This is a genomic window from Mucilaginibacter sp. P2_A4, from assembly GCF_056405015.1.
Window position 1 is genome coordinate 543,530 of the sequence record NZ_JBFUCX010000002.1, and the last position, 12,731, is coordinate 556,260.

12 protein-coding genes are annotated in these 12,731 nt (G+C 39.4%); 8 read left to right on the forward strand and 4 right to left on the reverse strand.

All coding sequences use genetic code 11. The features are described 5' to 3' along the window. Positions 1-64: 64 nt before the first annotated feature. On the forward strand, positions 65-541 hold the full coding sequence (locus tag AC1DYB_RS06430; protein ID WP_477433374.1) for a helix-hairpin-helix domain-containing protein: 477 nt from the start codon (positions 65-67) through the stop codon (positions 539-541). Positions 542-1,055: 514 nt separating this feature from the next. Here the strand turns inward: AC1DYB_RS06430 and AC1DYB_RS06435 are convergent. Continuing rightward, positions 1,056-2,630 carry a hypothetical protein gene (locus tag AC1DYB_RS06435; protein ID WP_477433376.1) on the reverse strand — a complete coding sequence of 525 codons (1,575 nt, stop codon included), beginning with the start codon at positions 2,628-2,630 and terminating at the stop codon, positions 1,056-1,058. Between the two features lie 601 nt (positions 2,631-3,231). Between AC1DYB_RS06435 and AC1DYB_RS06440 the strand changes: the two genes are divergently transcribed. The 5 genes from AC1DYB_RS06440 (at position 3,232) to lspA (ending at position 8,344) form a co-directional block, all read left to right on the forward strand. Then, positions 3,232-3,996, forward strand: a complete 765-nt coding sequence (locus tag AC1DYB_RS06440) for an ABC transporter ATP-binding protein (RefSeq protein ID WP_295718383.1) — start codon at positions 3,232-3,234, stop codon at positions 3,994-3,996. A gap of 147 nt (positions 3,997-4,143) precedes the next feature. After that, positions 4,144-5,241 (forward strand): ABC transporter permease, encoded by a 1,098-nt coding sequence (locus AC1DYB_RS06445; RefSeq protein WP_477433378.1) that lies wholly within the window; start codon positions 4,144-4,146, stop codon positions 5,239-5,241. Positions 5,242-5,544: 303 nt separating this feature from the next. Beyond that, a complete protein-coding gene (locus tag AC1DYB_RS06450; RefSeq protein WP_477433380.1) occupies positions 5,545-6,282 on the forward strand; it encodes a DUF2490 domain-containing protein in 738 nt (245 codons plus the stop codon). A 96-nt stretch (positions 6,283-6,378) separates the two neighbouring features. Continuing rightward, entirely contained in the window at positions 6,379-7,674 is a 1,296-nt protein-coding gene (gene eno, locus AC1DYB_RS06455) for a phosphopyruvate hydratase (RefSeq protein ID WP_295718391.1), read from the forward strand. Between the two features lie 139 nt (positions 7,675-7,813). Beyond that, positions 7,814-8,344 (forward strand): signal peptidase II, encoded by a 531-nt coding sequence (gene lspA, locus AC1DYB_RS06460; RefSeq protein ID WP_477433382.1) that lies wholly within the window; start codon positions 7,814-7,816, stop codon positions 8,342-8,344. Between the two features lie 112 nt (positions 8,345-8,456). On the opposite strand, the gene AC1DYB_RS06465 is transcribed toward lspA, so the two are convergent. Next, positions 8,457-8,627, reverse strand: coding sequence for a TlpA family protein disulfide reductase (locus AC1DYB_RS06465; protein ID WP_477433384.1), 171 nt, complete (start codon positions 8,625-8,627; stop codon positions 8,457-8,459). Between the two features lie 3 nt (positions 8,628-8,630). Next, positions 8,631-9,635 (reverse strand): TlpA family protein disulfide reductase, encoded by a 1,005-nt coding sequence (locus tag AC1DYB_RS06470; protein ID WP_477433386.1) that lies wholly within the window; start codon positions 9,633-9,635, stop codon positions 8,631-8,633. Between the two features lie 375 nt (positions 9,636-10,010). Between AC1DYB_RS06470 and AC1DYB_RS06475 the strand changes: the two genes are divergently transcribed. Together AC1DYB_RS06475 and AC1DYB_RS06480 are read left to right on the forward strand one after the other, a co-directional pair. Beyond that, the gene (locus tag AC1DYB_RS06475) at positions 10,011-11,339 is read left to right on the forward strand and encodes a DEAD/DEAH box helicase (protein ID WP_477433388.1); all 1,329 of its coding nucleotides are present in this window, start codon (positions 10,011-10,013) and stop codon (positions 11,337-11,339) included. Positions 11,340-11,500: 161 nt separating this feature from the next. Next, complete coding sequence (locus tag AC1DYB_RS06480) at positions 11,501-11,800, forward strand: FtsB family cell division protein (RefSeq protein ID WP_477433390.1); 300 nt, start codon at positions 11,501-11,503, stop codon at positions 11,798-11,800. A gap of 295 nt (positions 11,801-12,095) precedes the next feature. Here the strand turns inward: AC1DYB_RS06480 and AC1DYB_RS06485 are convergent, their stop codons facing one another. After that, on the reverse strand, positions 12,096-12,521 hold the full coding sequence (locus AC1DYB_RS06485; RefSeq protein WP_477433392.1) for an endonuclease domain-containing protein: 426 nt from the start codon (positions 12,519-12,521) through the stop codon (positions 12,096-12,098). Between the last annotated feature and the right edge of the window lie 210 nt (positions 12,522-12,731).

The following is a 12,731-nucleotide window of genomic DNA, read 5'->3' on the forward strand; positions in this document are numbered from 1 at the left end:
ATTTTTAATTAATAATTTATTGTTGTGCCTTTTGATTTTATATAAATTAGCTATTTGTTGAGCTATGAAAAAGAATATCGATCTGAAGCTAAGTGCCTCTGAAAAGGCTTTACTAAAAGTGCAAAAGATAAAAATAAGTGAGTTGGGCGGATATGCACCTGATGAAATTGCTTCCGTATTAAAAGCCCCGGCTCAACGTGCAAAAGAGATTGCTGCACTGATTGAATTTCAAAGCATCCCATCATTAGGGATCAATTTTACTACTGAGCTGATTGATCAGGGTTATTATTCGTTACAACAATTGGAAGATAAAGATCCCGTTGAACTGTTTAATGCTTTTGAAAAACATTGCGGCGCATGGGCTGATCCGTGTGTGGAAGATTCATACCGCTTGTTAACCCACTATATTCAACACCGGGACGATAGTAAACGCTGGTGGCATTTTACAGCTGAGCGAAAAGCTTATCGCGAAAAATATGGCTTTCCGACTGACAGGCCGGTTAAGCCATGGCATCAATTACCGCAATATCAAAAAATTTGAATGATGGTAATTGATTTATGCGATTTGACTTTAGCCAACTAATGTCAGACGAGCTTTTTATACGGGGGGAATTTAAGAATCCATTTCGTACTAAAAAGTATCTTATCTAACTATAAGAAACGGGAGATTCTTAAACCTCGTTGGTGCATCGGTGATAAGCCGCGGCTCTTAGTGCCTGTGTATCTATATATAGAATAGTAACCTTATTCTAAGCTTCTCGCGAGAACAGTCTGTACAAATCAGGGATTTTCGATGGAGCTCAATTTTGTAAATTATACATTTCCACAGGAGCGTATGGTAATGTGTAAACGGTAAACGATGTACAGTTTACCTTCAGCACCGATGAGTGGGAAGATTTTCACGCCGCCATGGATGAAGGCATTTACATGCAGGAAGTATATTCTTTGATGGAGGGGGAAATAGATTGATAGATTTTAGATGAGGGGATTATCTGAAACAAAGCGGCGATGAAACTTGATTTCATCGCCGCTTTGTTTTTATTGAAAGTTAAGCGCTAAGGTTGCAACCAAACCAGTTTTACCCCTTTTTTACCGCTTTCTTTTGAAAGTTGTAGAGTTACATAAATATTGTTTTGTCTGTCATATTGTGATATTGCAAAAAGGCCTAATTCATGATCCCTCTTTTTTTCGGGATTGCCAAATACGTAGTCTCTTTTCAATATAGCATCTGGCCCGGTAAGCTGGTAATAAAAGCCATCGCAGTTGCTCACTCTTTCCATATCCTCAAGCTTGCCTTTTTCTTGTTTATCATTATTTTTTTCCGAATCATTAAATAATATGTAGCTTTTGGTTTTTCCATCTAAATAGGCAAATGATTTAAACTGTGTGCCTTTCTTTAATGATTGAGCTGTACCCTCCCTTGATGCCAGGTATAACAGGCCAAGATAAACCTGATTTAAAGTTTGACTTTTTCTGATCAGGTAATCGGTCATTGGTTCGCCTGTTTTACTGTAGTTAACAATAGCCATGTCTCCTAACAGGCTTATGGGAACTGTTCCATACTTACCACCGTATTCCACAGTTAATTCTTCAGATACAACGGTAAATGTGCCGTCATCATTTATGTAAAGATTTTGCGGCAAGCCCCTGAACCCTTTCTTTGAATATTGATCAATCCTTTTTGATGGTGATATAATATCAGAACGGTTTATCTTTTTTTCGTATGGGTTGATGAATGTTAAAATAGGAATGTAGCCATCAGATTTTTTCTTTTTTTCCTCAGCCATTGATAATAATAATAAAGAGTTAGTAGAAGGGTTAAACTTAGCCACACAGTCAAAGGCGTCGAGCCCCTCCGGAAAGTTTAGTTTTGTAAAATTAACGTCCGACGATCCTTTATCAAGATTAGCCATCAATAATTCGCTTTCAGAATTGTTGGATTTGTTGTAGCCATAGGCAAACACGCATATTTTTTTGTCGCCCAAAACTACCATATCCCGGTATGCTATATATTTATATTTCCCCTCGGGCGATGCGTAAAATACTCTGTTTGTTTCCTTATTGTTAGCATCATAACTAATTATTTCAATCCGCTTGCTTCTATCCGATTCTAAAGAGTTAAAACGTGCTACAGCATAATTGTCACTATATGGGTCTTTTTTTATAAAGAACGATGGCCTTGAAATACCACCCCAGCTGGTCGCAAATTTGTCGCCAAATGTGAGTTTGTTTAATTGCTCAATATTATCCTCGCTTAATACTGCTCCCGTTTTCCCATCCAAAATAAGGCGATATAAAGTGGGGGTTTTTGAATCAACCTCGCTTATCATCAAAATAGCGTTCCCATTAATTTCAAAAATGTTTTCTATCTCGGCCTTTTTTAATTTAATGTAGGTGGGTTTAAAATTTGTAGCAGATATTTCGTGGTGTTGAGAGTCGTAAACTCTTAAATCGATACCGTCTTTTTCGGTTAACCGGAAAAATATGGTGCCTCCGCTTTTCATTTGTAAAATTTTGGCGAACCCTTCTTCCGGTTCTTTAAATACCGGTCCTTCGGCAATGAGTTTAAATTGGGCATTAGCAATGTTGAACGCTAAAATGGATAGAAATAGTAATAAGGTTTTTTTCATATTTTATAATAATAAGGAGGCTAAAGGTATAAGTAATACTTATAAATGGGGGTTATGTGAAATAAACTTATATGACTATATCGTATTGATGCTACCGTTGTTTGGGATTGTTTTAAGTAAATTAATTAATATTTAATATCTGCCCGCGACTTTTACCGACGCCGCTCCATTTTCACCATACATTCATCGGTATTTTTCCGCCGTTTACCGGAACTTTGGTCAACTTCGCCTAATAACTATTTCGTAAAGGGCTTTCTGTGTGCAATTTTGAATCAACAAATCGCAACCATCATGAAAACTTTACTTGCTATACAGATAATCCATTTGGTAATGAAGGCAGCCCAACATGCCGAATCGATCATTCACTCCATTGGTCACCTGGTAAAATAAGCCTCAACCCATAAAAGGGGCTTAAATCAAGAATTAAAAAAAGGGAATAATTAACCTGGAACAGGGTGAAACCGGAAGCTTAAGGCACGATGAACCCGTAACCAAAATCATAAAAGTGTAGCCTCGCCCGGCTCTTATCCAAAGGATAGGAGCCGGGCGAGGCTTAAAAATAATTCATGGTTATTTCATTATTCTGATGCATTTTTACGCTATGGCAAAACAACCTATTATCACTGTAAAAAACCTGGTAAAAAATTACGGCGATTTTGCAGCCGTAAAGGGAATTAGTTTTGAAGTATATGAGGGCGAGATATTTGGCCTGCTTGGGCCTAACGGCGCCGGAAAAACCACCACCCTCGAAGTAATAGAAACCCTTCGCGAAAAAACATCGGGCGAGATCACCGTTGATGGTTTCAATATTGAAACCGATAAAGACAGCATTAAACAACGCATCGGGGTACAACTACAAGCCGCGGGCTATTATCCAAATCTTAACCTGTCGGAGTTGATTGACCTGTTCTCTGGCTTGTACGGGATTGATAAAAGCCCCATGGAGATGTTGAGCAAGGTAGCACTCACAGACAAAGCCAAAGCAAAATACAAAGACCTCTCAGGCGGGCAAAAACAAAGGTTCTCCATAGCCACTACGCTTATTAATAATCCAAGGATCATTTTTTTGGATGAGCCAACTACGGGCCTTGATCCGCAGGCCCGCCGCAATCTTTGGGATTTGATCCGCGAAATTCGCGACCAGGGGACTACTGTTGTAATCACCACGCACTATATGGATGAAGCTGAAGTATTGTGTGATCGTGTGGCTTTTGTTGATGGCGGCCGCATTATTGGTATTGATACACCCGATCATTTTATTGATCAGTTGGTCGCATCTGGTTTCGAACGCAAGAAACAAGTAAAGTTGGCCAACCTGGAAGATGTGTTTATAAAACTTACGGGTAAGGAGTGGAGAGAAGGGTAGCCCCCCGGCCCCCTGAAGGGGGAGCAAGTTTGCAGTTTTAAGTTGGCAGTTTAGGAGCAAAAAAACTATGAATGGATTACACTGCAACCAAATAACCTGACGATACTTCGCCAAAAAAGACCAATGAACTAATGAACAATTGAACTAATGAACCAAAAGAAATACAGCAATACAAAAGCAACCCTGGCTATTGCCAAGGCAAGTTTCCGGTCGATACTGCGCAGTCCTTCGGCGGTGGTGTTTACATTGGCTTTTCCTTTAATTTTCATTATTGTATTTGCCAATATTGGTGGCGGCGGTGTTAAGGTTGATGTGGGCGTGGCTAAAACCAGCGATACCTTAAGCCCGGTTTACCAGGCGCTTAAAAATATAAAGGTTGTTCATTTGATACAGGATCAAACAGCGGAGGATATGAAGGGCAACCTGGCAAAGGGCATTATTGATGCCGTGGTTGATATTCATAAAAACAATGCGCAACCCATCTATACTATAAATGTACAGTATACTAAAGCATCTGCCGAAAAGGGTAATATTTTACGGTCGGTACTTAGCAATATTTACTATAATATAAATAGCAGAAGCCTTGGTGCTACCCCGCCTGTTGCCGAGATCAAAGAAACCACGGTGTCTGGCCGCGAATACAAATACATCGATTTTATTTTACCCGGGCAGTTGGGCTTCTCTATTTTAAGCAGCGGGGTTTTTGGTACCGCTTTTGTGTTTTTAAGCCTGCGTTTAACGCTGGTGATCAAACGTTTTTTTGCTACGCCGGTAAAACGCTCCAGCATAGTTTTGGGCGAGGCTTTGGCCCGCATCACCTTCTCGTTATTAGGCGCGTTGTTCATTATCCTGGTAGGCCATTATCTGTTTGGTTTTACATTGATACATGGCGTAATTACGGTATTGAATATGCTGGTGCTCTCCACCTTAGGGCTTATCATATTTATGGGGTTTGGATTTATCATATCGGGCATTGCCAAAAACGAAAGTACGGTTCCGCCGCTTTCCAACATCATTACCATGCCCCAGTTTTTATTATCGGGAACCTTCTTTTCCGTAACGGCATTCCCCAAATGGCTGCAGGCAATCAGTAACGTGCTGCCGTTAACGCATCTCAACAATGCCATGCGCAAAGTAGCCTTTGAAGGCGCAGGTTTAGGCGATGTAACCCATCAGCTTTTGATACTGCTTGTTTGGTTTGTAATTACTTATGCGGTTGCAGTGAAGACGTTTAAATGGGAGTAATAGGAATCAGGAAGTCTTCTGGTGTTTCTATCTAAGAGGCTGTCTGAAATTTGATTCATTAATGTTTTCATGCTTCTAATGAAGCGCATATTTTCGCGTCATTGCGAGGTACGAAGCAATCTCCCCATAGATAGATCAACCTTATGAACCCCTCTGTACAGCTTAGAGAATGCTTTATACCTCGCAATGACGATTTTTAAGGCCTATTATCGCTAAAACTTAACATTAATTTAACATTAACATTCTTGTATTTAACATTGAGATAACATTAAGGAAATACATTTGCAGAATTAAACTCCTGTAATGATGTATAAAGTGTTTATTAATATTGTTTTAGTGTTTGTTTTGTTAATTGTGTGTTCAATTACTGTTAATGCCCAGGATTCCAAACTGGGTACCTGGGGTATTGCCACCGTAGTTTTACCTGGCGATAGCAGCCATAAATGGGGTGGATATTCTGAACTGCAAACCCGTACTAACGGTGCATTTACCCAATTCCAGTATTACGAAGCTAAGGCTGGTGTAAGTTATGATCTGGACAGAAATTTTACGGCATTATTAGGTACCGGTACTTACCATACTTATGACTATACAGATTTAGGTAAAGGCCCTACTACAAACGAGTTTCGGTTATGGGAGCAAATGACCGTTAACCAATTTCTTTATCGTTTTAAATTCGAACATCGTTACCGTGTAGAGCAACGCTGGGTAAATGGTGATTTCAGAAACCGATTCAGGTACAGGTTAAACCTGTTTATCCCTTTAAATAATACCAAAATTGTAGCCAAAACACTATTTATATCTGTTTTTGATGAGGTGTTTTTTAATAACAAAGCCCCCAATTTTGAGCGTAACCGTGTATCAGCAGCTTTAGGTTATCAGTTTGATAAAAAATGGATAGTACAGGCAGGTTGGATAAACCAGCACAATTATACGCTTACGCAAAGTAGCGGTAAAAATAATATTATGTTAATGTTAATGTATCGCATTGGTCGCAAAAATGCGGTTGAGCAAGAGCATGTTCCTACAACAACAGATTAAGAATTATAACAAATACGAAATTTCCATTGTGATTTCTTGTTTTTGCTATTAACTTAGCCGCCGGTTTACAAATTACAAATATCTGACAATAAAGAAATGAGCTTAATAATTGACGTACACGCCCGCCAGATTTTAGATTCGCGCGGTAACCCTACTATCGAAGTAGAAGTATTAACTGAGAATGGTGCATTCGGTCGCGCCGCGGTACCTTCAGGTGCATCAACCGGTATACACGAGGCTGTTGAACTTCGCGATGATGATAAAACAAAATACATGGGTAAAGGCGTGTTAAAGGCCGTTGCCAACGTAAATGACATTTTAGCTCCTGAATTAAAAGGTATTGATGTTTTTGACCAAAACACCATTGATGCGTTAATGATTGAGATTGATGGCACCGAAAACAAAGGTAAAATTGGCGCTAACGCTATATTAGGTGTTTCTTTAGCAGTTGCAAAAGCAGCAGCACAGGAAAGCCGCCAGCCTTTATACCGCTACATTGGTGGTGTAAATGCAAACACATTGCCTATCCCGATGATGAATATCGTTAACGGTGGTTCACACTCTGATGCTCCTATCGCTTTCCAGGAATTTATGATCATGCCGGTTGGCGCGCCATCTTTTTCTGAAGCATTACGTTGGGGTACCGAAGTATTCCACAATCTGAAAAAGATCCTTCACGATCGTGGCTTATCTACAGCTGTTGGTGATGAAGGTGGTTTTGCTCCAACTTTTGACAGCACTGAAGATGGTGTTGAAACTATTTTAAAAGCTATTGAAAAAGCTGGTTACAAAGCTGGCGAAGATATTTTCATCGCGTTTGACTGTGCTGCTTCTGAGTTTTACAAAGATGGCAAATACGATTACACTAAGTTTGAAGGCGAAAAAGGTGCTATCCGCACCAGCGCTCAGCAAGCTGATTACCTTGCAGAACTTGTAGCTAAATACCCTGTTATTTCGATAGAAGACGGTATGGCTGAGGATGATTGGGATGGCTGGAAAATTTTAACCGAAAAGCTTGGTAAAACTGTGCAGCTGGTAGGTGATGATTTATTTGTTACCAACACCAAACGTTTACAACGCGGTATTAACGAAGATACAGCAAACTCAATCCTGGTTAAAGTAAACCAGATTGGTTCGTTAACCGAAACCATTAACGCGGTAACTTTGGCGCAAACTAATGGCTATACTTCTGTAATGAGTCACCGTTCTGGCGAAACTGAAGATGCAACCATTGCTGATTTAGCTGTAGCATTAAATTGCGGTCAGATCAAAACCGGTTCGGCTTCACGTTCAGACAGGATCGCTAAATACAACCAATTGCTTCGTATTGAAGAAGAATTAGGCAGCAATGCAAAATTCATTGGTAAAGATTTTAAATTCTACAAAAAATAATTTAACCTTATTAAAGAGCCATCTGCATAAAACAGATGGCTCTTTTTTATTTAAACCTATATATCAACCATAGTATTTTCGGTTGATAATTAAAGTAACTCCTGTTACGTTATATACTAATACCAGTAATTGAATTTTGATGAATAAGAAAAGGATTTCGCGCGGATTGGGTTTATTGTTGCTTTTAGCTTTCGTTATTGGTTTTGACAGGGTTACAAAAATATATGTTAGGGATCATATCCATTTTTCTATCATGATCACCGTTATAAAGGATTTTTTAACCATTACCAGGGTTGAAAATACCGGCGCGTTTTTAAGCCTGGGTACTTCTCTGCAAAATCCGTGGCGTTTTATAATTCTCAACCTTTTACCCGCGGTAGCGCTTGTTTGGGGCTTACTTTACGTATTAATAAAACCTAATCTGCACCTGCTCAACCAGGTTGGCATTATAACAATTTTGGCCGGTGGTATGGGCAACCTGTATGACAGGGCTGTTTATGGAAGCGTAACCGATTTTGTACACATGAATTTCGGCATTTTTGAAACAGGCATATTTAACGTAGCCGATGTAGCCATCATGATTGGAGTAGGTATATTACTGTTAAACGCTTATTTACGTGAGCGTGATGAGAAGAAACAGGCTTCGGACGAGAAACCGGTTACGGTTTAGGTAGAGTGATTGCCATTTCGAAATGGCAACTTCTTTATATCAGATATATGGTCACATAGTAGTTCTCAAAAGAGAGACTGAAAAAAACGTCACGCAAATCAAAACTATTTCCTCAATTCAAACCTTCAAGCACTCCTGGCAACTTGTCCTTGTCACTTTGTACAAGATCACTTTTATAAATCATCCTTCCTTCTTTGTCTATTAAAATTAGCGTAGGGATTGCTTCAATGCTGTAAAGCGGGCTAATTTCCTCATTCCGATCATAAAAATGCGACCAGTTCATCTTTTAGTTTTTTACAAAGGCTTCTAACTTTTTTGAATCATGATCCAAGCTAACACCGATAATTACCAGTTTTTCCAGTGGATATTTTTTCCTGATTTCCTTAATAAAAGGCATGTCGGCCAGACAGGGTGGGCACCATGTTGCCCAAAAATCAAGCAGAACATATTTCCCTTTTAATTGATTAAGGCTGATCTTTTTACCCTCAATGGTTGTAATGGTAAATGGCGGCACGGCTTCATTTAGTTTTAATACTGATGGTTGTATTTTAGCCTCATAGGCCTTAATTAATGCCTTCCCGGCTATGCTGTCGGTGTATTTGGCAGGGAACACAGTCTTTAAATAGGCTAATTGCTCTTTCAAATAGGCGGTATCTCTACTTAAAGCGCCACTAAGTTGTGCCACCTGCTGAATAAAATACCAAAATGAAAAGTAATCATCGGGATATTGCTTTAAAAACAGCATACTCCTATTTAAACGCGCCTTGTAAAATGTATTGAAAACCCGGGTGAGCGAATCATTTTTTATAAAGCCACTATGCTGTGTTAAAAAAAGGTCGAATGCTTCATTTTGTTTGGTTACGGTGGTGTCGGTCATAAAAACAACCATTTTGGCCCAGGTTTTATTGGCGGCAGTGTCATAAATGGGGACGGCATTTTTAATAGAGGTGTAAACTAATTTATTTCCCTTATTAGGCTTAGAATAAAAGCTAATAGTTGCCGGCATGTCGTTTATAAAAAAGTCATTATCAAAAAACGCCTTTGCAGAGTCGGTGTAGCTGATGTTGATAGACGTAAAAGGCGAATAGAATTTGTCTTTTAATACAATCACTCTTTTATTGCTAAAAGTATCGGGTACAAATGTGGTGTTTTTACCATCATAATATTGATAGCGTACGTTTTGCGGGTTGATACTGCTATCTAACTTAATAGTAACATTAAAGCTTTTTTGCGCATAGCTCACAAAGGGGAAAGTAAAAAACGTGATTGTGAGAAATAGGTTAGGTTTCATTTAGCTAAAGTAGGCTGGATTTTAATACATCGCTGTTAAAAGATGTTAAATGAGGCTTTTAACAAAGCGACGGCTACTACAAACCTCCTGTGGTTAGATTTTTGGCGGTGGCTATTAATCCATAATATTTTTTGTGGAATTTTTTAACTCACCACACAAAAAAGAATTGGTATTATAGTATTCGAATTTTCAATCAATCATCTGCACTTTGTAATCAGGAATCTGCATATTTGCACAGCCAATATTATCTAAGATTAAAACTGTATCTTTGCAGAAATTTAATGCCTTAATTAAAACATGAGGACATTAGCAATCTATAATATTACCAGCACATCTGCACATCTGAAATTTGCACATCTGCACATTTAAAGAATCATGTCATTCGAAAATTTAAAATTGATTGAGCCTCTCCTCAAGGCCTTAAAAACTGAGGGATATACAACCCCAACTCCAATACAAGCGCAAGCTATTCCTATTGTACTAAACCATCGCGACCTGTTGGGATGCGCGCAAACAGGTACCGGTAAAACGGCTGCATTTGCACTACCTACTTTACAGTTGTTGTACCAGGACAGGATGGCTCATAAAGAGCAAAAAACCATCAAGGCTTTGGTTTTAACACCAACCCGTGAGCTGGCCATACAAATTGCCGAAAGCTTTACTGCTTACGGTAAAAATACCGGACTGAAAAACCTGGTTATATTTGGTGGTGTATCACAAAATCCACAGGTTGATGCCTTACGTCGTGGTGTTGATATATTGATAGCAACTCCGGGCCGTTTGTTGGATTTAATGAACCAACGCTTTGTACACCTTGAGCATGTTAAAATGCTGATATTGGATGAGGCCGACCGTATGTTGGATATGGGTTTTGTAAATGATGTAAAAAAGATCATCGCCAAAGTTCCTTCAAAAAGACAAACGCTGTTTTTCTCGGCCACAATGCCTAATGAGATCCAGTCGTTGGCTAATACTATATTAACCAATCCGGAAAAGGTTGAGGTTACACCGGTTTCGTCAACTGCCGATACCATACAACAGTCATTGTTTTACGTACAGAAAAACGATAAAAAATCATTGTTGGTCCATATATTAAAAGACAAAGAAATTAAAACCGCGTTAGTTTTTACCCGTACCAAACATGGTGCCGATAAAGTGGTAAAAGATCTTGTGCGGGTTGGTATAACCGCCGAAGCTATTCACGGTAACAAATCACAAAACGCGCGTCAGCGGGCGTTAACCAACTTTAAAAACCGTACTACACGTGTACTAATAGCTACAGATATTGCCGCCCGCGGTATTGATATTGACGAGCTTACCCACGTTATTAACTACGAGTTACCAAACATTCCAGAAACTTATGTGCATCGTATTGGCCGTACCGGCCGCGCGGGTGCAAATGGCATAGCACTATCTTTTTGCGATGAAGAGGAGATCCTGTTTTTAAGGGATATTCATAAACTTATAGCCAAGGAAATCCCTGTTGAAGAAGAGCATCCATACCCTATGAGCCCTGTAGCCATGACAGCAACCTTAATGGCAGGTCAATCCAAAAAAGGATCGGGCAGCTTTAAACGCGACAGCGGCCGGGGCGGAAGCGGACGTAAACCATCAGGTGGCGGCGGCGGCAGGCCGGCAGGCGGCGGAAGTCGCTCAGGTGGCAGCGGTATGAGTGGTGCAAGCCGTTCTTCGGGCAGGAGGTAAGTTATTGAGTTATTGGTTGATTAGGTTAAGTTGTTAGTTTTTTAGACTTAAATAGCCTAATCAACCAATAATTTGTTCAGCTACCCGCTACTGAGCTTAAAAAATTTGTTTCCTTCAAAAAAAATAAATAGCTTTAAATGAAAATCATAGAGCTCATATCAATGCAACGCCTCATAAGCCTTTTTAAGAATAAATTCTTTTTGGTTACGTTGGCTTTTTTAGTGTGGATGATATTTTTTGATAAGAACGATCTGTTCTCGCAGTATGAGTATCGCCACCAGGTAACTAAACTAAAGCAGGAACGAGATTTTTATAAAGCAGAAACCGACCAGGTAACTAAAGAACTAAACGAGCTTAGCTCGAATCCACAGCAACTGGAAAAATTCGCCCGGGAAAAATATCTCATGAAAAAAGATAATGAGGATGTTTATTTGGTAGTACCGGAGAAAACGGATAAATAGAATCAAGAGTTTAGAATCAAGAAATTAATAGCGATGGGTTTAAACCTGTCGCTTTTTTTGTGATAAAATATTTTGTGATAAAATTGTGATAAAATATGAGGAGCAGGGGCCTCGTGCGATTCCCTCCCAACGGGAGGGTGCAGGGAGGGGTTTCTGTAACATTAAGGCAAATGCTATTATTTTAATAAATCAAGGTCAAAAGTGTGATGAAATTAATAAAAGCAGAGGCCTCGTGCGATTCCCTCCCAACGGGAGGGTGCAGGGAGGGGTTTCTGTAACATTAAGGCAAACGCTATTATTTTAATAAATCCAGGTCAAAACCCTTAGGTAATTTAATAGAAAGATCCCCCCTGATAATTTCAATTACTTTACTCTCAAGAGTTCTTAATACGTTAACCATATCGTTTTTCATTTCGGATTCTGTAAAACGTAGAAACTGTATTCCAAAGCTTTCTAATTTTTGCTGTCTTATTTCATCTTTGGCAAATGCCTCTTCATTATTGTGCGACATGCCATCAATTTCAATAGCCAGCATTAAATCCTTACAGTAAAAGTCAACTATATAATTATCGATAAAGCGTTGACGATCAAAATCGAATCCTAATAGTTTATCGTTTTTCAAGTCATTCCATAATAATAGCTCGCCATCAGTCATGTTTTTACGAAGTTTGCGAGCAAGGGCTTTTAAAATTGGGTTGTATGGAATGATCTTTTTAGCCATGGTAGTGCTGTTTTATGCCGCTTTAAGAAACCCCTCCCTGCACCCTCCCGTTGGGAGGGAATCGCGCGAGGCCTCTGCTTTTATATTTATCACACTTTTGACTTAGGAGTATTAAAGCAGTAGCGCTTACTTGAATGCCGCTTTAAGAAACCCCTCCCTGCACCCTCCAGTTGGGAGGGAATCGCACAAGGCCAAGCTTTTGAATTGCTA

Bases quoted from the DNA above. Each gene is read 5' to 3' on its own strand.
- AC1DYB_RS06430 (WP_477433374.1), top strand. From the start codon at position 65: ATGAAAAAGAATATCGATCTGAAGCTAAGTGCCTCTGAAAAGGCTTTA.
- AC1DYB_RS06435 (WP_477433376.1), bottom strand. From the start codon at position 2,630: ATGAAAAAAACCTTATTACTATTTCTATCCATTTTAGCGTTCAACATT.
- AC1DYB_RS06440 (WP_295718383.1), top strand. From the start codon at position 3,232: ATGGCAAAACAACCTATTATCACTGTAAAAAACCTGGTAAAAAATTAC.
- AC1DYB_RS06445 (WP_477433378.1), top strand. From the start codon at position 4,144: ATGAACCAAAAGAAATACAGCAATACAAAAGCAACCCTGGCTATTGCC.
- AC1DYB_RS06450 (WP_477433380.1), top strand. From the start codon at position 5,545: ATGATGTATAAAGTGTTTATTAATATTGTTTTAGTGTTTGTTTTGTTA.
- eno (WP_295718391.1), top strand. From the start codon at position 6,379: ATGAGCTTAATAATTGACGTACACGCCCGCCAGATTTTAGATTCGCGC.
- lspA (WP_477433382.1), top strand. From the start codon at position 7,814: ATGAATAAGAAAAGGATTTCGCGCGGATTGGGTTTATTGTTGCTTTTA.
- AC1DYB_RS06465 (WP_477433384.1), bottom strand. From the start codon at position 8,627: ATGAACTGGTCGCATTTTTATGATCGGAATGAGGAAATTAGCCCGCTT.
- AC1DYB_RS06470 (WP_477433386.1), bottom strand. From the start codon at position 9,635: ATGAAACCTAACCTATTTCTCACAATCACGTTTTTTACTTTCCCCTTT.
- AC1DYB_RS06475 (WP_477433388.1), top strand. From the start codon at position 10,011: ATGTCATTCGAAAATTTAAAATTGATTGAGCCTCTCCTCAAGGCCTTA.
- AC1DYB_RS06480 (WP_477433390.1), top strand. From the start codon at position 11,501: ATGCAACGCCTCATAAGCCTTTTTAAGAATAAATTCTTTTTGGTTACG.
- AC1DYB_RS06485 (WP_477433392.1), bottom strand. From the start codon at position 12,521: ATGGCTAAAAAGATCATTCCATACAACCCAATTTTAAAAGCCCTTGCT.